The following is a 19,612-nucleotide window of genomic DNA, read 5'->3' on the forward strand; positions in this document are numbered from 1 at the left end:
TCATATATGAGACGCGATATGTGAGATCTCCTACGTGAGATCCCGCACGGAAGACTCCGAGAGGCGCGCATGACCTCTGTGCCCACGCCGATCCCGTCCCGCACGCAGTTCGTGCTGGAGGGGATCAAGCACCGCATCCTCACCGGGCAGTTGACGCCCGGTCAGGCCCTGGTCGAGACCGAACTGGCCGCACAGTTCGGGGTGTCCAAGACGCCCGTGCGCGAGGCGCTGAAGACGCTGGCCGGGACCGGGCTCGTCGTGATGAACCAGTACAAGGGCGTCACGGTGCGCATGGTGGACGCGGACATGGCGCGCGAGGTCTACGACGTACGGCTGCTCCTGGAGCCGGAGGCGCTGCGGCGCTCGGTGCGGCGCGAGGTCCCGTGGGACGCGGCGAGCGACGCGCTGACCAGGGCCGACGAGGCCTCGGACACCGCCGAACGGTCGCTGGCCAACCGGGAGTTCCACCGCGCGCTGTACGTGCCGTGCGGCAACCCGCTGCTCGGCCGGATGCTCGACGAGGTGCGCGACCAGGCCGCGCTGGTCTCGGCCGTCGCCTGGGCCGCCGACCCCTCCTGGGAGCGGGAGGCCGCCGAGCACCGGGAGATCCTGCGGCTCGCCCTCGCCGGGGACGCGGACGGCGCCGCCGCCGCCCTGTACGCGCACATCGCCTCGTTCGTCGAACGGGCCTTCCCGGAGGCCCGCGTGGAAACGCCGGCACCACAGGCACGCCAAGCCGCACAGGGCCCACCGGCCCAGTAAGCCCCCGAGTCCACGAGGCACGGCGGAGCCGCCCGGCGCGGCGGCCCCGCCCACCCTCCGCAGTCCTCCAAGAACTCCTTGCAGAGGAAGGTCATTCATGAGCAGCGTGACGTTCGAGACCCAACGGGCGGCCCTGGCCGACGTGGTGGCGATCCCGGTGACCCCGTTCGCCGAGGACGGCACCGTCGACCAGGGCGCCCACCGGGCCCTGCTGCGTCGGCTGCTCGACGGCGGCATCACCACCCTCACCCCCAACGGCAACACCGGCGAGTTCTACGCCCTCGCCCCGGACGAGCGCCGTCTCGTCACCGAGCTGACCATGGACGAGGTCGGCGACCGCGCGGTGATCCTGGTCGGTGTCGGGCACGACATCCCGACCGCGATCGCCTCCGCCGAGCACGCCCGCGCCGCCGGCGCCCAGATGGTGATGGTCCATCAGCCGGTCCACCCCTACGTCTCGCAGAGCGGCTGGGTCGACTACCACCGGGCGATCGCGGCGGCCGTGCCCGAGCTGGGCGTCGTGCCCTACATCCGCAACGCCCAGCTCACCGGGGAACGCCTCGCCGAACTCGCCGACGCCTGCCCGAACGTCATCGGGGTCAAGTACGCCGTCCCGGACGCCGCCCGCTTCGCGGCCTTCGCCCGTGACGCCGGCCTGGAGCGCTTCGTCTGGGTGGCCGGGCTCGCCGAGCCGTACGCGCCCTCCTACTTCTCGGCCGGTGCCACCGGCTTCACCTCGGGGCTGGTGAACGTCGCCCCGGCCGTTTCACGGAACATGATCGAAGCGCTTCGAACGGGTGACTTCCGGGCCGCCATGAAGGTCTGGGAGCAGATCCGCCGCTTCGAGGAACTGCGCGCGGCCAACGGCTCCGCCAACAACGTCACCGTGGTCAAGGAGGCCCTCGCCTCCCTCGGCCTGTGCCGCCGCGACGTGCGGCCCCCGAGCAGGCAGCTGCCCGACACCGAACGCGCCGAGGTCGCCGCCATAGCCGCCGGGTGGTCCATATGACGAACGCCGAACAGCGGAAGCCGGACCGGGACGAGCAGCCGCGCAGGCGCCCCGAGGATCTCCGCAGCCACCAGTGGTACGGCACCGACGGGCTGCGCTCCTTCAGTCACCGCGCCCGCACCCGCCAGCTCGGCTACCTCCCCGAGGAGCACCTCGGCAAGCCGGTCATCGCGATCCTGAACACCTGGTCGGACATCAACCCCTGTCATGTGCACCTCCGGGATCGCGCGCAGGCGGTCAAGCGGGGTGTGTGGCAGGCGGGCGGTTTCCCGCTGGAGTTCCCGGTCTCGACCCTCTCCGAGACCTTCCAGAAGCCGACCCCGATGCTCTACCGCAACATGCTCGCGATGGAGACCGAGGAACTGCTGCGCTCCTACCCGGTCGACGGGGCCGTCCTGATGGGCGGCTGCGACAAGTCGACGCCCGCGCTGCTCATGGGCGCGGCCTCCGTCGACCTGCCGGCCGTGTTCGTGCCCGCCGGGCCGATGCTGCCGGGCCACTGGCGCAACGAGGTCCTCGGCTCCGGCACCGACATGTGGAAGTACTGGGACGACAAGCGCGCCGGGCTCATCGGCGACTGCGAGATGACCGAACTGGAGTCCGGTCTCGCCCGCTCGCCGGGCCACTGCATGACCATGGGCACGGCCTCCACGCTCACCGCCGCCGCCGAGGCGCTCGGCGTCACGGTCCCGGGCGCGTCCAGCATCCCGGCCGTCGACTCGGGCCACGACCGCATGGCCGCCGCCGCGGGCCTCCGGATCGTCGAACTGGTCCACCGGGACCGGAAGTTGAGCGACATCCTCACCGCCGACGCCTTCGAGGACGCCGTCACCACCGTGCTCGGACTCGGCGGCTCCACCAACGCGGTCATCCACCTCATCGCCATGGCCGGCCGCGCGGGTGTCACGCTCACCCTCGACGACTTCGACCGCATCGCCCGTACGGTCCCGGTGCTGGCCAACGTCCGGCCCGGCGGCCAGAAGTACCTGATGGAGGACTTCCACTTCGCGGGCGGCCTGCCCGGCTTCCTCTCCCGGATCACCGACCTGCTCCACCTGGACCGGCCGACCGTCTCGTACGACACGATGCGCGAGCAGCTCGACGGCGCGCTCGTGCACGACGACGACGTGATCCGGACCCGGGACAACCCGGTCGCCACCGAGGGCGGGGTCGCCGTGCTGCGCGGCAACCTCTGCCCGGACGGCGCGGTCATCAAGCACATCTCCGCCGAGCCGCACCTGCTCAAGCACACCGGCCCGGCGGTCGTCTTCGACGACTACCGGACCATGCAGCGGACCATCAACGACCCGGCCCTCGGCATCACCGCCGACACCGTCCTGGTGCTGCGCAACTCCGGGCCCAAGGGCGGGCCGGGCATGCCCGAGTACGGGATGCTGCCCATCCCCGACCATCTGCTGAAGCAGGGCGTGAGGGACATGGTGCGGATCTCCGACGCCCGGATGAGCGGCACGAGTTACGGCGCCTGCGCGCTGCACGTGGCCCCGGAGTCGTACGTCGGCGGACCCCTCGCCCTCGTCCGCACCGGCGACTCGATCACCCTCGACGTCGACGCTCGCACACTCCAACTCAACGTGAACGACGAGGAGTTGGAGCGCCGCCGGGCCGACTGGACCCCACCGCCCACCCGCTACGAACGCGGCTACGGCGCCCTCTACAACGACCAGATCACCCAGGCGGACACCGGCTGCGACTTCGAGTTCCTGGCCAGACCGGGCAAGGTCCCGGACCCGTACGCGGGTTGAGCGTCCCGTAAGGGGCGCGGGGAACGGCGCGACCAGCCCCAACGCACCCGCACCCGCCAACGCACCACACATGGCACCCCGTACCGCGCACCCAAGCACACCCCTGCACATCGAGAAAGCGCTTCCTGCACGACAACGCACCACGACGTACCGCACGACGTACGACGACGTACCCAGAAACGGAGCCCCAGTCATGGCCCAAGCCGCAGCCGTGGCGAAACCCCCCGCGCCCCCCGGGGGGCGCCGTGCGCGCCGTACCTCGGCGACCCCACGCAGGCTGCCGTACCTGCTGATCGCCCCGGCCGCCCTGCTCATGCTGGGCTTCATCGCCTACCCGGTCATCAGCGTCTTCTACTACAGCCTGCAGCACTACAACCCCACGAAACCCTGGCGGAACGGCTTCGCCGGCTTCGACAACTTCGTCCACGCCTTCACCGAGGACCCCATCTTCTGGGACACCCTCGTCTTCAGCGCCAAGTGGGTGGTCGTCGAGGTCTCGCTGCAACTGCTGTTCGGCCTGGCGCTCGCGCTGATCGTCAACCAGACCTTCGTGGGCCGGTCGCTCGGCCGGGCCCTGGTCTTCTCCCCCTGGGCCGTCTCCGGCGTGCTGACCTCCGCGATCTGGGTGCTCCTCTACAACTCCCAGACCGGCATCACCCGTTACCTCGCGGACATGGGCATCGGCGAGTACGGCACCAGCTGGCTCTCCGACACCTCCACCGTCTTCTCGGCGGCGATCGTCGCCGACCTGTGGCGCGGTGTCCCCTTCTTCGCGATCCTCATCCTCGCCGACCTCCAGTCCATCTCGAAGGACCTGTACGAGGCCGCCGAGGTCGACGGCGCCAGCCGCGTCCGGCAGTTCCTGCACATCACGCTGCCGCACCTCAAGGACGCGATCATCCTCTCCACGCTGCTGCGCGCGGTGTGGGAGTTCAACAACGTCGACCTCCTCTACACCCTGACCGGCGGTGGACCGGCGGGCGAGACCACGACGCTCCCGCTCTACATCGCCAACACCTCCGTCGACGCCCACAACTTCGGCTACGCGTCCGCCCTGACCACGGTCGCGTTCGTGATCCTGCTCTTCTGCTCGATGGTCTATCTGCGGTTGAGCAAGTTCGGAGGCGAGTCCAAGTGATCACCAAGGACGCCGAGAGGACCGTACCGGTGACGTCCGCGCCCGCGGCCGAGGAGCCTCCGCAGCGACCGGGCAAGGTCCGCCGCGCCTGGGACGAGGTCCCGCGCTGGCACATCTACTTCCCGCTGTCGGTCTACCTGGTCTTCACCCTCGTCCCCTTCTACTGGATCCTGCTCTTCGCGCTGCGCAAGCCCGGCTCGACCTCGCTCGTGCCCTGGCCCATGACCTTCGAGCACTTCGAGAAGGTGTGGAACGAGCGCAGCTTCGGGGTCTACTTCCAGAACAGCGTGCTCGTCGGTGTCGTCACCCTGCTGATGACCACGCTCGTCGCCCTGGCCGGCGGCTACGCCCTCGCCCGCTTCGACTTCAAGATCAAGCGCGGGTTCATGCTGGCGCTGCTCTGCTCCCAGTTCGTGCCGGGCGCGCTGCTCCTGGTCCCGCTGTTCCAGATCTTCGCCGAGCTGCAGATGATCAACTCGCTGGGCAGTGTCATCCTCGCCGAGACGGTCTTCCAGCTGCCGCTGTCGATCATCCTGATCAGCAACTTCATCAAGAACGTGCCGTATTCGCTGGAGGAAGCGGCCTGGGTGGACGGCTGCAACCGCTTCACCGCGTTCCGGGTGGTCGTGCTGCCGCTGCTGCGGCCCGGTCTGATCGCCGTCGGCTCCTTCGCCTTCGTGCACTCCTGGAACCACTTCCTGTTCGCCCTGATGTTCCTCAGCAACCAGGAGAAGCAGACCATCCCGGTCGGCCTCAACACCCTGCTCAGCGCGGACAGCGTCGACCTGGGCGCGCTGGCCGCCGGCGGCATCATCGCCGCCGTCCCCGTGGTCATCGTCTTCGCCTTCATCCAGAAGTGGCTGATCACGGGCTTCAGCGCGGGGGCGGTGAAGGGATGAGAAGAGTCCAACTGGGCGTCGCCTGCGGGCTGTTGGGCATCCTGCTCACCACCCCGGCCGGGGCCGAGCCCCAGAACACCGGCCGGGACATCAGCCGGGACACGCTCGCCGCGGACGACGGCTGGGCGGCGGCCGACGGTGGTACCACGGGGGGTTCCACCGCCGACGACGCCCATGTCCTCACCGTACGCACCCGGAGCGAGCTGGTCCGGGCGCTCGACGGAGGCAGCGCCACCCCGAAGATCATCCGGATCGCGGGGACCATCGACGCCAACACCTCCGACGACGGCGAGAAGCTCGACTGCGCCGACTACGCGACCGACGGCTACGACCTGAAGGCGTATCTGGCCGCGTACGACCCGCGGACCTGGGGCTCCGCCAAGCCCAGCGGCCCCCAGGAGGAGGCCCGGCAGGCGTCGGCGGCCAGGCAGGCCGAGCGGGTCGAGCTGGCCGTCGGCTCCAACACCACCATCGTCGGCAGCAAGGGCGCTGTCCTGAAGGGCGCGAGCCTCCAGCTCAAGGGCGTGGACAACGTCATCGTCCGCGACCTCGAACTCCGCGACGCCTACGACTGCTTCCCCGTCTGGCAGCCCAACACCGGCGGCCTCGGCGACTGGAAGACGGCGTACGACAACATCTGGGTGCGCGGCTCCAGCCATGTCTGGATCGACCACGTCACGCTCTCCGACAAGGGCCACCCGGACGAGGACGAGCCGACCTACTTCGGCCGCAACTACCTCCGGCACGACGGTCTGCTCGACATCACCAACGCCGCCGACCTGGTCACCGTCTCCTGGTCCCGCTTCAGCGACCACGACAAGGGCATCCTCATCGGCAACGGGGACACCGCCACGGGCGACCGGGGCAAGCTGCGGGTGACGCTGCACCACAACCAGTTCGAGAACGTCGTCCAGCGCGCACCGCGCGTCCGCTTCGGGCAGGTGCACCTCTACAACAACCGGTACGTCGTCCCGGCCGGCGCCCACGACTACCGCTACTCCCTCGGCGTCTCCACCGAGTCGGCCGTGTACGCGGAGAACAACGCGTTCACCACTCCCGGCCATGTCGAGGCCGCCGATCTGGTGAAGAGCTGGAACGGCACCGCCCTGCACCAGACGGGCACCCTCTTCAACGGCTATCCGGTGGATCTCCTGGCCATCCACAACGCCTACAACTCCGGCAGCGAGCGTGATCTGACGGCGGACGTCGGCTGGACGCCTACCCTGCACCAAAAGATCGACAGCGCCGGGAGGGCCGACCGAGAGGTGGCACGCGGCGCGGGCGCAGGGAGGATCCGATGACCACCGCCGAGCACGAGACCACCACCGAGTACGAGACCACCGCCCCGCACGGCACCCCGCTTCCGCTCGTCCTCGCGGGAGCCCGGGGTCACGGCCGCTGGCACCTGGAGAACATCCGGCGGCTGGCGGACAAGGGGATCGTCCGGCTCGCCGGGATCTGCGAGCTGACGCCGCTGGGCGCGGACGAGATCCCGGACGGCCTCCGCACGCCCGAGCAGTCCGCCGACTTCGGGGCGCTCCTCGACTCCACCAGCGCGGCGATCGCGGTCATCTGCACCCCGATCCCCACCCACACCGACCTGGCGCTGACGGCGGCCCGGCGAGGCGTGCACGTGCTGCTGGAGAAGCCGCCGGCCCCGTCGTACGCCGAGTTCCGCCGGATGGCCGACGGAGTCGCGGCGGCCGGGACGGTCTGCCAGATCGGCTTCCAGTCGCTGGGCTCGCACGCCCTGCCCGCGATCCGGACCATGGTCGAGGAGGGCCTGATCGGCGAGGTCACCGGCATCGGCGGCGCCGGCGCCTGGGCCCGCGCCGAGGCGTACTACCGGCGCGCGCCCTGGGCGGGCAAGCGGCGCCTGAACGGCGTGGACGTCATCGACGGGGCGCTCACCAACCCCCTCGCGCACGCCGTCGCCACCGGGCTCGCGCTCGCCGGCGCGGGCGCGGCCGAGGCCGTCGCCACCATCGAGACCGAGCTGCTGCGCGCCAATGACATCGAGTCCGACGACACCTCCTGTGTCCGGATCACCACCGCCGACGGCGGCCGGATCACCGTCGCCGCGACCCTCTGCGCGGAGGACCCGGGCGAGCCCTACAACGTCGTGCACGGCACCACCGGCCGGATCACCTTCTGGTACAAGCAGGACCGGGTGCTCGTCCAGCGGGCCGGACACGGCCCCGAGGAGCTCGAGTACGGCCGCACGGACCTGCTGGAGAACCTCGTCGACCACCTCGTCGACGGCACCGAACTGCTGGTCCCGCCGCAGGTGACCGGCGCGTTCATGAAGGTCGTCGAGGCGATCCGGACCGCCCCCGACCCGGTCGCGCTCCCGGCAGGGGCCTGGCACCGGCTGCCCGACGAGGACCGCCGGGTCGTCGACGGCATCGACGCCCTCGTGACCGCCGCCGCCGACGAACTCGCCCTCTACTCCGAACTCGGCGCCCCCTGGGCGCTCCCCGAACCACCGGCGAAAGAGGTGAGCACATGATGACGACCGACGAGTCCGTGGTCCTGCGGGTGGCGGGCCGCCCGGTGGGCCGCTATCTCACCCGGCCCGAACTCCCCGAACGGCTCTCCCCGCGCCCCTTTCTGCATCCCGTCACCACCCTGTCCGGTACGGCGGTCACCGAACTGAGCCCCGCCGACCACCTCCACCACCTCGGCGTCGGTGTCGCCGTTCCCGACGTCGAGGGGCACAACTTCTGGGGCGGACGCACCTACGTCCGCGATCGGGGCCCGACCGAGCTGGACAACCACGGCTCCCAGCGCCACACCGCGTTCCAACTGCGCGACCCCGACGGCTTCGTCGAGGAACTGCGCTGGGTGGCGTCCGGCACCGAGTTACTGCGTGAGCGGCGTACCGTCGCGGCCACCGAACTCACCGACTCCGCCTGGGCGTTGGACTTCACGTTCTCCCTCACCAACATCACCGGCGCCCCGGTGTCGATCGGCAGCCCCGCCACCAACGGCCGCCCCGGCGCCGCGTACGGCGGCTTCTTCTGGCGGGCCCGCAAGGAGGCCACGGCGCCCCGGGTCCTCACCGCCGAGGCGGAGGGCGAGGCCGAGGTCCACGGCGGCCGCGCCGACTGGGTCGCCCTGGTCGGCGGCTCCTGGACCCTCGTCTTCGCCGGGGCCACGGAGACCACCCGCCGCGACCCGTGGTTCGTCCGCGCCGACGAGTACCCGGGCGTCGGCTCCTCCCTCGCCTGCGCCGAGCGCCTGCCGATCGAGCCGGGGGAGACGGCCGTACGCCGGATCGTCACCGTCGTCGCCGACGGCGCCCTCGACCGCCCCGAGGCGGCGGCCCTGGTACGCAAGGCGGTGAGCCCGTGACCACCTCGGTGAGCGCACCCGCCTTCTCCGCCGACCAGGGCGACGGCACCTACCGCAACCCGATCCTCGACGCCGACTGGTCCGACCCCGATGTCCTGCGCGTCGGCGACGACTTCTACCTGACCGCCTCCAGCTTCGGCCGGGCCCCGGGCCTGCCCCTGCTGCACTCCCGGGACCTGGTCAACTGGACGCTCGTCGGCCACGCGCTCCAACTCCTCGAACCGGCAGCCGAGTTCAAGGCCCCCCGCCATGACTGCGGGGTGTGGGCGCCCTCGCTGCGGCACTTCGACGACCGGTTCTGGATCTTCTGGGGCGACCCCGACCAGGGCGTCTTCCAGGTCAACGCCCCTGAGATCAGAGGCCCTTGGACCCGCCCGCACCTGGTCAAGGAGGGCAAGGGACTCATCGACCCCTGCCCGCTGTGGGACGAGGAGACCGGCGAGGCGTATCTCGTGCACGCCTGGGCCAAGTCCCGCTCCGGCGTCAAGAACCGCCTCACCGGGCACCGGATGCGGCCCGACGGCACCGGACTGCTCGACGAGGGCAAGGTCGTCGTCGACGCGGACCGGCTCCCCGGCTGGTTCACCCTGGAGGGCCCCAAGCTCTACCGCCACGACGGCTGGTACTGGATCTTCGCCCCCGCCGGGGGAGTGGAGACCGGCTGGCAGGGCGTCTTCCGCTCCCGGGAGTTCTTCGGCCCGTACGAGGAGCGGATCGTCCTGGAGCAGAAGGACACCGAGGTCAACGGGCCGCACCAGGGCGGCTGGGTGCGGACGGCGGCCGGCGAGGACTGGTTCGTCCACTTCCAGCAGCGCGGCGCGTACGGCAGGGTCGTCCACCTCCAGCCCATGCGGTGGGACGGTACGGACGGCTGGCCGGTGCTCGGCGACGCGGGCGCCCCCGTCACCGTCCACCGCAAGCCGGCGCTGCCGCCGCAGCCGCCGGCCGCGCCCGCCACCGACGACGACTTCCCCGGCGGCCGCTTCGGACGCCAGTGGCAGTGGACCGCGAACCCGCAGGACGGCTGGGCCACCCAGCACTCCGGGGACGGGCTGCGGCTCACCTGCGTACGGTCCGTGCACGCGCACGACCTGCGGAAACTGGCGAATGTGCTCACACAGCGGCTGCCGGGGATCCCGGCCGTCATCGAGGTGGAGCTGGCGCTCGCCAGCGAGGAGCCGGGGGCGCGGGCCGGGCTCGCCGTGCTCGGGGACGCGTTCCGCTGGATCGGGCTCCAGCGGGGCGCCGACGGGACCGTGCACCTCGTCCACCGGTTCGCCGAGACCGTCGCCGAGCGCGAACGGGACGCCGATCATCCGCGGCCCGCGCCCGGGGGACGGGCCCGGCTGCGGATCGAGACCTCGGCCGGGGCACGCTGCCGCTTCTCCTACGACGTGGGGGAGGGGTGGGAGCCCTCGGGACAGGTCTTCGCCGCCACCCCCTGGCGCTGGGTCGGCGCCCTGCTCGGCCTCTTCGCGGTCGCGCCCACCGGCGGGGGACACGCCGGGGCGGCCACGTTCACGGAATTCCGGATCACCCCCTCTTCGTAACTCGTACGCCTGTTTGGAGCCGCAATGACGCACCTCCTTAGCAAGCGCTTGCCAGGTAGTGGGAGAACCCTGGCCGCCGTCACCGCCCTGCTGGCCTCGTTCGTCGTCGGGGCGCTCACCCCGGCCGAGGCAGCCGAGTCCGTGACGACGGCCCCGGCACCCCGCTGGACCGACCGCCCCCACGGCTTCGCCTCCCTCGACGGCGGCACCACCGGCGGCGCGGGCGGCAAGGTGGTGACCGTCACCGACCAGGCCTCGCTCGCCCGGTACGCGTCCGCCGAGGAGCCGTACGTCATCCGGGTGGCCGGGGCGATCGACGTCGAGCCCTTCGGCTCGGACATCGTCGTGACCTCGGACAAGACGATCATCGGCGTCGGCGACACCGGTGAGATCGTCCACGGCGAACTGCACCTCAACCCCGGCACCAGCAACGTCATCATCCGCAATCTGACGATCCGGGACTCCTACGTCGAGGGCGACTGGGACGGCAAGACCACCGACTTCGACGCCATCCAGATGGACACCGTCGACCACGTCTGGATCGACCACAACCGCTTCGAGCACATGGGCGACGGACTGCTCGACATCCGCAAGGACAGCCGGTACGTCACCGTCTCCTACAACCAGTTCAGGAACCACAACAAGGCCCTCGGCATCGGCTGGACCACCAACCTCCAGACCGAGATCACCATCGACCACAACTGGTTCACCGGCACCAAGCAGCGCAACCCCTCCGCCGACAACTGCGCCTACGCCCACCTCTACAACAACTACCTCTCGGCGCAGGTGGCCGACGGCGACCCCGTGTGGACGTACGGGAACTGGGCGCGCGGCCGGACCCGCATGGTCATCGAGAACAGCTACTACGACGGTGTCCAGCACCCCTACCAGGCCGACGCCACCGCCGAGTTGGTGCAGCGCGGGTCGATCCTGAAGAACGTCACCGGACGCCAGGAGAGCTGGGGCACGGCCTTCGACCCGAGGGACTTCTACCGCTACCGGCTCGACCCGGCCGCCGCCGTCCCCGCGCTGGTCACCCGCTTCTCAGGCCCGCAGAAGGGCATCGGCACGAACACCGTGCTGAACGTCCCCGGCGACCACCCGACCGTGCAGGCCGCCGTGGACGCCGTACCCGCCGGCAACGACGGCACGGTGACCGTCCGTATCGCGCCCGGCACCTACCGCGCGAAGGTCCTGATCCCCGCGAACAAGCCCCACTTGGTGTTGCAGGGGACTGGACGGGACCGTTCGGACACCGTCATCGTCCATGACACGCCCGCCGCGAACGGCGGCTCCAACGGCAGCGCCACCGTGCGGATCCTCGCCGGTGACGTGACCGCCCGCAACCTCACCTTCAGCAACGACTTCGACGAGGCCGCGCACGAGGTCAACGGCGAACAGGCGCTGGCGGTGAAGACGACCGGCGACCGGATCGTCTTCGAGAACACGGCCTTCCTGGGCAACCAGGACACCCTCATGACCGACAGCCCCCGGCTCGACGTCATCAGCCGCGTCTACATCCGCGACTCGTACATCGAGGGCGATGTCGACTTCATCTACGGCCGCGCCACCACCGTCATCGAGCGGTCCCTGATCAAGGCGCTCAGCCGGGGCTCGGACAGCAACAACGGCTACATCACGGCCGCCTCCACCTGGAAGGACAACCCCTACGGCTTCCTGATCACCAGGTCGAAGGTGGTCAGCGACGCGCCCGCCGGGACGTACCACCTCGGCAGGCCCTGGCACCCGGGCGGCGAGCCGGCCGCCGTCGCCCAGGTGCTGTTCCGGGACACCGAGCTGCCCACCGCGATCAAGTCGTCGCCGTGGACGGACATGAGCGGGTTCTCGTGGAAGGACGCCCGGTTCACGGAGTACCGGACGTACGGGCCGGGGGCCGGGGTCACCGCCGACCGGCCGCAGCTGCCGGAGGCCGAGGCCGGCACGTACACGGTCACCAAGTACCTCGCGGGGACGGACGGTTGGGCGCCGCATCGCGCGCACGTCGGCACCGGAGCCGGCACCGGCCGCTGAGTCCGTTCCCGGAGACAGCACAGACCCCCCACAACTTCATAACCCTCGTATCCAGAAGAGAGAGCCGTTCAATGAAGATCAGCAATCGCAGAAGCAGGCGTGCCGCCGTGGCCGTCGCCCTGGGTTCCGTTCTCGCGCTGACCGCCACCGCCTGCGGTGACGACGGCAGCGGCGCGGGCGGCGACAAGGGCTCCGAGGGGAGCGGCAAGGGCAAGGTCCTCTTCTGGGACAACAACGGCGGTGTCCGCACCGACATCTGGAAGGAGATCATCGCCGACTTCGAGAAGGCGAACCCGGACATCAAGGTCGAGTACGTCGGGATCGCCGCCACCGAGTACCAGTCCAAGGTCGACACCTCCATCCAGGGCGGCGGTCTCCCGGACGTCGGCGGTGTCGGCGCGGCCATGGCCGCCGGCTTCGCCGCGCAGGGCGCGCTGGAGCCGCTGGACGACCGGCTCGCCAAGTCCTCCCTGAACGGCAAGCTCAACGAGGCGATGGTCGAGTCGCTGAAGTCCGCCGGCGGCGGCGACGCCCTCTACTCGATCCCCACCTCCGCCAACAACGGCGTCCTCTACTACCGCACCGACCTGTTCAAGGCGGCGGGCCTCGCGGACCCGACCGACTGGGACAAGTTCTACGCGGCGGCCGAGAAGCTCACCGACAAGGACAAGAACGAGTTCGGCTACACCATCCGCGGTGGCGCCGGGTCCATCGCGCAGGCGCTGGACGCGATGTACGGGCAGTCCGGGATCACCGAGTTCTGGGACGCGAGCGGTGAGAAGACCACCGTCAACGACCCGAAGAACATCGCGGCCCTGGAGAAGTATGTCGGCCTCTACAAGAAGGTCACGCCGGCGGCCGACCTCAACAACGACTTCACCAAGATGGTCGCGCAGTTCGACTCCGGCACGATCGGGATGCTCAACCACAACCTGGGGTCGTACCAGGACCATGTGAAGGCGTTCGGTGTCGACAAGTTCCGGGGCATCCCGCAGCCGACCGGGCCCGGCGGCAAGCGGGTCCAGGTGTCCAACCCGGTCGACGGGCTCGGCATGTTCAAGAGCTCCAAGAACAAGGAAGCCGCCTGGAAGTTCATCGAGTTCGCGACCTCGCACGAGGAGAACTCCAAGTTCAACAAGTCCGCCGGGCAGGTGCCGTCGAACAACGACGCCGCCAAGGACGCGTGGATCTCCGAGGCGGAGCCGACGAAGCTGGCCGCCGCGGCGCTCGGTGACGGGTCGACGACGATCGTGCAGTTGCCGTACTACCTGCCGGACTGGAACACGATCTCGAAGGCCGACAACGAGCCGGGGTTCCAGAAGGTGATGGATGGTCAGAGCAGTGCGAAGGAGTTTTTGGACTCGTTGGCGGAGCAGCTGAACGAGGCGCAGGCGGAGTGGGAGGAACAGAAGGGCTAAGAGCTCGGTCCGGTTCGAACATGGCCGGCTGCGGGTTTGTTGTGGCTGGTCGCGCAGTTCCCCGCGCCCCTTAAAAGAACGGGGCGCGGGGCCCCTACTGGGAAGGCACCCGCACGTGTCGCTATCTCGTAGACAAGTTGCCAGTGCGGCTCTCGCCGCCGTTCCGCTCGGTGTCGCCGCCACCGGGACCGCCTCCGCCGCGCCGGGGCGGCGTGAGCGGACGATCTACCTCGCCGGTGATTCCACCGCCGCCCAGAAGTACGCCGACGCCGCGCCCGAGACCGGGTGGGGGATGGCACTGCCGTTCTTCCTCGGGAAGGGGCTGGCGGTCTCCAACCACGCGGTGAACGGCCGGAGTTCGAAGAGTTTCATCGACGAGGGGCGGCTCGACGCCATCCTCGGCGCGCTGCGGCCCGGGGACTTCCTGATCGTGCAGTTCGGGCACAACGACTCGAAGATCGCCGATCCCACGCGGTACACCGAGCCGTGGACGACGTACCAGGACCATCTGCGCCAGTACATCGACGGTGCGCGGGCGCGGGGTGCCCGGCCCGTGCTCGCCACCTCCGTGGAGCGCAGAAAGTTCGACGCGGGCGGCAACGCCGTGCCGACCCACGGCGACTATCCGGCAGCGGCGATCGCTCTCGCCGCGGAGGAGGGTGTCGCGCTGCTCGACATCCAGGCGCTGTCGATCGCGTTGTGGCAGCGGCTCGGGGTCGAGGAGACCAAGAAGTACTTCAACTGGACCGAGACCGAGCAGGACAACACGCACTTCAACCCGCCGGGGGCCATTGCCGTGGCCCGGCTCGTCGCGGGTGAGCTGCTGCGGCGCCGGGTGCTTTCGCCGCGGGACGTTCGGCGTCTGGGCGAGGAGATCCCGGACTCTTGGATCACCTGGCCCCCGGTGTAGTCGCCCTTCGCGCAGTTCCCCGCGCCCCCAAGAAAAAAGCCCCCTCCCTCCCCCTTTGCTGTGAAAGGAACCGCATTCATGCGTCCTCGTATGTGGCATGCCCATGTCATGATCTCCGTCGTCGGCTGCACCGCGCTCGTGCTCGGGGTCACCGGGACCGGTGTCGCCCAGTCCCAGGGGCGGGACCTCGGCCGTCAGGTCCTCGGCGCCGGTGACGGCTGGGGGTCCGCGGAGGGCGGCACCTCCGGTGGCTCGGCGGCCGATGCCGAGCACATCTACACCGTCACCACCTGGGCCGAGTTCAAGGCCGCGCTGATCGCCGGTGGTGACGCGCCGAAGATCATCAAGGTGAAGGGGATGATCGACGCCGTCTCCGAGGGCTGCGAGGCCTTCGTCACGGGCGGCTACGACCTCCAGCAGTACCTCAAGGACTACGACCCCGCCGTCTACGGCAACGACCAGGTCGCCAAGGGCCCGCAGGAGGACGCCCGGGTCGCGTCCATGGCCAACCAGGACGCGGCGATCAAGGCCAACGTCCCGTCCAACACCACCATCGTCGGCGTCGGCAAGAACTCCGGCATCCTCGGCGGCAGCCTGCAGATCAAGGGCGTCTCGAACGTCATCATGCGCAACCTCACCATCGAGGCCCCGCTCGACTGCTTCCCCAAGTGGGACCCGACCGACGACAACAACACCGGCAACTGGAACTCCGAGTACGACGCCGTGGTCGTCTACGGCACCGACCACGTCTGGCTCGACCACAACACGTTCACCGACGGCCGCTACCCCGACAGCGAGCGGCCCGTCTACTTCGGCAAGGTCTTCCAGCAGCACGACGGCCTCACCGACATCGTGCGCGGCTCCAACTACGTGACCGTCTCCTGGAACCGCTTCCAGGACCACGACAAGAACATGCTGATCGGCAACGGCGACGGCCTCGCCTCCACCGACGGCGGCAAGCTCAAGGTCACGATGCACCACAACCGCTTCGACGGGATCCTCCAGCGCTCCCCGCGCGTGCGGTTCGGCCAGGTCGACGTCTACAACAACCACTACGTCGTCACCGAGGAGCAGAAGGACGACTACTACATCTTCGGCGTCGGCATCTCCTCGCAGCTCCACGCCAGCGACAACGCGATCACGCTCCCCGCGGGCGCGAGTGTCGGCAAGGCCCTGAAGAAGTGGAACGAGTCCCCGCTCACCGCCGAGAACAACTATGTCAACGGCAGGCTGACGGACCTCATCGCCGTCCACAACGCCGAGGTCCCCTCGGAGATCCTCCAGTCCGGCGCCGGATGGACCCCCACCCTCCGGACGAAGGTCGACTCGCCGCGCGCCGTGCCGGGCGTCGTCGCGCGTGGCGCCGGCGCCGGAAAGGTCTGCTGATGACGGAGCGTCAAGTAACCGCGAGCAGACGGTCGTTCGTCGCCGCCGGAATCGGACTCGGAGTCGGGGCCGCGCTCGCGCTCGGCGCCGCGCCCCACGCCCGAGCCGCCACCGCGCCCCGTGGCCGCCGGGTCTTCGGACGCTACGGATCGCCCTCCGCCCGGCTCGACGACCGGACCCTGTACGTGGACGCCGGCGGCGCCGGTGACTTCACCACCGTCCAGGCCGCCGTCACCGCCGCGAGCGGCAGCGGATACACGCTGGTCCTCGCGCCCGGCGTGTACCGGGAGACGGTCGCCGTCACGGCCGCCCGCACGGAGATGACCTGGATCGGGGCCTCGGGCGACCCGCGCGAGGTCGTGGTCGTCTACGACAACGCGGCCGGGACGCCGAAGCCCGGCGGTGGCACCTACGGCACGACCGGGTCGGCCACGACGCTCGTCCAGGCCGACGGGTTCACCGCGCGGGACCTCACCTTCGCCAACGACTGGCTGCGCGCCGACCACCCCGACATCACCGGCACCCAGGCCGTCGCCCTCAAGGTGCAGGGCGACCGGTCGGCGTTCCTGCGATGCCGGTTCCTCGGACACCAGGACACCCTGTACGCCGACTCGATGGCGCTCGGCACCTTCGCCCGGCAGTACTTCCGCGACTGCTACGCAGAGGGGGACGTGGACTTCGTCTTCGGACGGGCCACGGCCGTGTTCGAGCGCTGCCGCTTCCACACCCTGACCAGGACCGATCTCGCCTCCGCCCCGTACGGCTTCGTGTTCGCGCCCTCCACGGCCGGCGCCAACCCGCGCGGCTATCTCGTCACCGGGGGCAGGGTCACCAGCGAGGCGCCGGACACCTACTACAAGCTGGCCCGCCCCTGGGTGCCCAGCTCCGACACCACCGCCAGGCCCATGCTCACCGTGCGCGAGACCCGCCTCGGTGCCGGGATCGACGCGGTGGCGCCGTACACCAACATGTCGTCGGGCTTCCCCTGGCAGGACCAGCGCTTCGCCGAGTACCGGAACACCGGACCGGGCGCCGTCGTCTCCGTCCCCGAGAACCGGCCCCAACTCACGGCCGCGCAGGCCGCGTCGGCCACCCGTGAGGCGTACCTCGGCGACTGGACCCCGTGGGAGGGGTGCTGAGATGCGGCGGCGCACCCTGCTCACCGGGCTCGCGGGGATCGCCGGGGCCACCGGTGGTCTGGTGACCGCCGGTCCGGCCCCCGCCCTCGCCCACGACCGCACCCGCCGCGTCCTGCACGTCCGGCCCGGCGGGTCCGTCCAGGCCGCCGTGGACGCCGTCACCGGACCCGGGTGGACGATCGTGGTCCACCCGGGGACGTACCGGGAGGTCGTCAACGTCCCTTCGGGGAAAGGGGAGTTGACCCTTCGCGGGGCCTCCCGCGACCCCCGCGCCGCCGTCCTCGTCTTCGACCGGGCCAACGGCACCCCGAGGCCCGAGGGCGGCACCTACGGCACCGCGGGCTCCGCCACCTTCACCTCGGCGGCGCCCGGCCTGACCGTACGCGACCTGACCCTCGCCAACGACTGGCTGCGGGCGGACCATCCGGACTGGACGGGGACGCAGGCGGTCGCCGCGTATGTCACGGGGGACCGGTCGCACTTCGAGAATGTCCGGTTCCTCGCCCACCAGGACACCCTGTTCGCGGACACCACCGCGCTCGACGCCTTCGACCGGCAGTACTACCGGCACTGCTACATCGAGGGCGACGTCGACTTCGTGTTCGGGCGGGCCCGGGCCGTCTTCGACTCCTGTCACTTCCGCACCCTCCAGCGCGACGTGTCCTTCACGCCCAAGGGCATGGTCTTCGCCCCCGCCACCGCACGCGCCAACCCCTACGGCTTCCTCGCCCTGCGCGGCCGGATCACCTCCGGCGCCGAGGACGCCGCGTACAAGCTCGCCCGGCCCTGGGTGCCGTCGTACGAGACGACCGCCTGGCCCGCGCTGGTCGTGCGGGACACCTGGATCGGGCCCGGGATCGACGCGGTCACCCCGTACACCAACATGCGCGAGACCTACCCCTGGCAGACCATGCGCTTCCGCGAGTACGCCAACTCCGGTCCCGGCGGGGTGATCTCGGTGCCCGAGAACCGGCCCCGGCTGACGGCCGCCGAAGCCCGGGAGCACACACGGCGGACGTACCTCGGGGACTGGAGGCCCTATGACCGCCGGTGAACCGGTGGGACGCCGGGCCTTCGTGGCGGGAGCGGGGGCGGCGGCCCTCTTCGGCGCCGCCCCCGGATCCGCCGTGGCGGCACCCCTGGGGGCCGGGGCCCTGACCGCCGCCACCCTCCCCGACTTCCACCCCCTCCTCAAGGACGAACTCCGCTTCCCCTTCGCCTGGGGCACCTCACCCGTCCACGACTTCCGCACCTGGCGGCGGGTGGCGAGGGCCAAGGTCGAGGAGCATCTGCTGGTCGCCCGGGACGACGACACCCCTTACGACCCCGAGTTCGGCGGGCAGCGCACCGAAGGCGACGGCTACACGCGCGAGTTGGTCACCTTCTCCCTCACCCGGTACGGCCGGGTGCGCGGCGCCCTGCTCACCCCGCACGGCACCGGACCGTTCCCGGCCGTCCTCCTCCTGCACGACCACGGCGCCAGGTTCGACATCGGGAAGGAGAAGCTGGTCCGGCCCTGGTTCGACGAGAGCCGGCTGGCCTCGGCGCAGGCCTGGGCCGACCGGTACTTCAGCGGGCGGTTCGTCGGTGACGAACTGGCCCGGCGCGGCTACGTCGTCCTCGCCGTGGACGCGCTCGGCTGGGGCGACCGGGGCCCGATCACGTACGAGGAACAGCAGGCCCTCGCGAGCAACCTCTACCACCTGGGCTCCTCGCTCGCCGGGCTCATGGCCAGGGAGGACGTGCGCGCGGCGGGCTTCCTGGCGGGGCTCGACCGGGTGGACCGGCGCCGGGTCGCGGCCCTCGGCTTCTCGATGGGCGCGTTCCGGGCCTGGCAGACGGCCGCGCTCAGCGACGACATCGCCGCGACCGTCAGTGTCTGCTGGATGACCGGCCTCAAGGAGGTCCTGGTCCCCGGCAACAACATCCTGCGCGGCCAGTCCGCGTACTACATGCTCCACCCCGGGCTCGCCCGGTACCTCGACTTCCCCGACGTGGCGAGCATCGGCGCCCCCAAGCCGATGCTGTTCCAGAACGGCGGGCTCGATCCGCTGTTCCCCGCCGACGGTGTCCGCGTGGCCCACGACAAGCTGCGCGCCGTCTGGCGTTCGCGTCACGCCGAGGAGCGGCTGCGGCTGAGGACATGGCCCGACCTGGGCCATGTGTTCACCGCGCCGATGCAGGACGAGGCCGTCGAATGGCTCGCCTCGGTCCTGTGAACCAACCCCCACCCGCACGGGAAAGGAACCGCTC

Annotated in this window: 16 protein-coding genes; all 16 read left to right on the forward strand. The window is 70.5% G+C overall.

Features of this window, described 5'->3' with window-relative positions; translation table 11 throughout:
- Window positions 1-69: 69 nt before the first annotated feature.
- The 16 genes from ACZ7MG_RS38240 (at window position 70) to ACZ7MG_RS38315 (ending at window position 19,578) form a co-directional block, all read left to right on the forward strand.
- Window positions 70-762, forward strand: coding sequence for a GntR family transcriptional regulator (locus ACZ7MG_RS38240; protein WP_471391722.1), 693 nt, complete (start codon window positions 70-72; stop codon window positions 760-762).
- Between the two features lie 97 nt (window positions 763-859).
- A complete protein-coding gene (locus ACZ7MG_RS38245; RefSeq protein WP_471391720.1) occupies window positions 860-1,771 on the forward strand; it encodes a dihydrodipicolinate synthase family protein in 912 nt (303 codons plus the stop codon).
- On the forward strand, window positions 1,768-3,534 hold the full coding sequence (gene araD, locus ACZ7MG_RS38250; protein WP_471391717.1) for an L-arabinonate dehydratase: 1,767 nt from the start codon (window positions 1,768-1,770) through the stop codon (window positions 3,532-3,534). The genes ACZ7MG_RS38245 and araD overlap by 4 nt, the downstream gene beginning before the upstream one ends.
- Window positions 3,535-3,727: 193 nt before the next feature.
- Window positions 3,728-4,672 carry a carbohydrate ABC transporter permease gene (locus ACZ7MG_RS38255; protein ID WP_471391714.1) on the forward strand — a complete coding sequence of 315 codons (945 nt, stop codon included), beginning with the start codon at window positions 3,728-3,730 and terminating at the stop codon, window positions 4,670-4,672.
- Window positions 4,669-5,571, forward strand: a complete 903-nt coding sequence (locus ACZ7MG_RS38260; protein WP_471391711.1) for a carbohydrate ABC transporter permease — start codon at window positions 4,669-4,671, stop codon at window positions 5,569-5,571. The genes ACZ7MG_RS38255 and ACZ7MG_RS38260 overlap by 4 nt, the downstream gene beginning before the upstream one ends.
- Window positions 5,568-6,872, forward strand: a complete 1,305-nt coding sequence (locus tag ACZ7MG_RS38265; protein WP_471391708.1) for a pectate lyase family protein — start codon at window positions 5,568-5,570, stop codon at window positions 6,870-6,872. The genes ACZ7MG_RS38260 and ACZ7MG_RS38265 overlap by 4 nt, the downstream gene beginning before the upstream one ends.
- Window positions 6,869-8,080 (forward strand): Gfo/Idh/MocA family protein, encoded by a 1,212-nt coding sequence (locus ACZ7MG_RS38270; RefSeq protein ID WP_471391705.1) that lies wholly within the window; start codon window positions 6,869-6,871, stop codon window positions 8,078-8,080. The genes ACZ7MG_RS38265 and ACZ7MG_RS38270 overlap by 4 nt, the downstream gene beginning before the upstream one ends.
- On the forward strand, window positions 8,080-8,925 hold the full coding sequence (locus ACZ7MG_RS38275; RefSeq protein ID WP_471392092.1) for a DUF6807 domain-containing protein: 846 nt from the start codon (window positions 8,080-8,082) through the stop codon (window positions 8,923-8,925). Before ACZ7MG_RS38270 ends, ACZ7MG_RS38275 begins: the two co-directional genes overlap by 1 nt.
- Window positions 8,922-10,475, forward strand: coding sequence for a glycoside hydrolase family 43 protein (locus ACZ7MG_RS38280; protein WP_471391703.1), 1,554 nt, complete (start codon window positions 8,922-8,924; stop codon window positions 10,473-10,475). Before ACZ7MG_RS38275 ends, ACZ7MG_RS38280 begins: the two co-directional genes overlap by 4 nt.
- Before the next feature lie 24 nt (window positions 10,476-10,499).
- Window positions 10,500-12,506, forward strand: coding sequence for a pectinesterase family protein (locus tag ACZ7MG_RS38285; RefSeq protein WP_471391701.1), 2,007 nt, complete (start codon window positions 10,500-10,502; stop codon window positions 12,504-12,506).
- Window positions 12,507-12,577: 71 nt separating this feature from the next.
- On the forward strand, window positions 12,578-13,924 hold the full coding sequence (locus tag ACZ7MG_RS38290) for an ABC transporter substrate-binding protein (protein ID WP_471391698.1): 1,347 nt from the start codon (window positions 12,578-12,580) through the stop codon (window positions 13,922-13,924).
- Window positions 13,925-14,039: 115 nt separating this feature from the next.
- The gene (locus tag ACZ7MG_RS38295; RefSeq protein ID WP_471391695.1) at window positions 14,040-14,834 is read left to right on the forward strand and encodes a rhamnogalacturonan acetylesterase; all 795 of its coding nucleotides are present in this window, start codon (window positions 14,040-14,042) and stop codon (window positions 14,832-14,834) included.
- A gap of 78 nt (window positions 14,835-14,912) precedes the next feature.
- Complete coding sequence (locus tag ACZ7MG_RS38300) at window positions 14,913-16,220, forward strand: pectate lyase family protein (protein ID WP_471391693.1); 1,308 nt, start codon at window positions 14,913-14,915, stop codon at window positions 16,218-16,220.
- Complete coding sequence (locus ACZ7MG_RS38305; RefSeq protein WP_471391691.1) at window positions 16,220-17,359, forward strand: pectinesterase family protein; 1,140 nt, start codon at window positions 16,220-16,222, stop codon at window positions 17,357-17,359. The genes ACZ7MG_RS38300 and ACZ7MG_RS38305 overlap by 1 nt, the downstream gene beginning before the upstream one ends.
- A 1-nt stretch (window position 17,360) precedes the next feature.
- A complete protein-coding gene (locus ACZ7MG_RS38310; protein WP_471391688.1) occupies window positions 17,361-18,413 on the forward strand; it encodes a pectinesterase family protein in 1,053 nt (350 codons plus the stop codon).
- Entirely contained in the window at window positions 18,400-19,578 is a 1,179-nt protein-coding gene (locus ACZ7MG_RS38315; protein ID WP_471391685.1) for a dienelactone hydrolase family protein, read from the forward strand. Before ACZ7MG_RS38310 ends, ACZ7MG_RS38315 begins: the two co-directional genes overlap by 14 nt.
- Window positions 19,579-19,612 lie beyond the last annotated feature (34 nt).

The sequence above is a fragment of the Streptomyces sp. NPDC107538 genome (assembly GCF_055657445.1).

Excerpts from the sequence above, each read along its gene's own strand:
- ACZ7MG_RS38315 (WP_471391685.1), top strand. The coding sequence starts at position 18,400 with ATGACCGCCGGTGAACCGGTGGGACGCCGGGCCTTCGTGGCGGGAGCG.
- ACZ7MG_RS38310 (WP_471391688.1), top strand. The coding sequence starts at position 17,361 with ATGCGGCGGCGCACCCTGCTCACCGGGCTCGCGGGGATCGCCGGGGCC.
- ACZ7MG_RS38290 (WP_471391698.1), top strand. The coding sequence starts at position 12,578 with ATGAAGATCAGCAATCGCAGAAGCAGGCGTGCCGCCGTGGCCGTCGCC.
- ACZ7MG_RS38270 (WP_471391705.1), top strand. The coding sequence starts at position 6,869 with ATGACCACCGCCGAGCACGAGACCACCACCGAGTACGAGACCACCGCC.
- ACZ7MG_RS38275 (WP_471392092.1), top strand. The coding sequence starts at position 8,080 with ATGACGACCGACGAGTCCGTGGTCCTGCGGGTGGCGGGCCGCCCGGTG.
- ACZ7MG_RS38265 (WP_471391708.1), top strand. The coding sequence starts at position 5,568 with ATGAGAAGAGTCCAACTGGGCGTCGCCTGCGGGCTGTTGGGCATCCTG.
- araD (WP_471391717.1), top strand. The coding sequence starts at position 1,768 with ATGACGAACGCCGAACAGCGGAAGCCGGACCGGGACGAGCAGCCGCGC.
- ACZ7MG_RS38305 (WP_471391691.1), top strand. The coding sequence starts at position 16,220 with ATGACGGAGCGTCAAGTAACCGCGAGCAGACGGTCGTTCGTCGCCGCC.
- ACZ7MG_RS38240 (WP_471391722.1), top strand. The coding sequence starts at position 70 with ATGACCTCTGTGCCCACGCCGATCCCGTCCCGCACGCAGTTCGTGCTG.
- ACZ7MG_RS38300 (WP_471391693.1), top strand. The coding sequence starts at position 14,913 with ATGCGTCCTCGTATGTGGCATGCCCATGTCATGATCTCCGTCGTCGGC.
- ACZ7MG_RS38245 (WP_471391720.1), top strand. The coding sequence starts at position 860 with ATGAGCAGCGTGACGTTCGAGACCCAACGGGCGGCCCTGGCCGACGTG.
- ACZ7MG_RS38255 (WP_471391714.1), top strand. The coding sequence starts at position 3,728 with ATGGCCCAAGCCGCAGCCGTGGCGAAACCCCCCGCGCCCCCCGGGGGG.
- ACZ7MG_RS38285 (WP_471391701.1), top strand. The coding sequence starts at position 10,500 with ATGACGCACCTCCTTAGCAAGCGCTTGCCAGGTAGTGGGAGAACCCTG.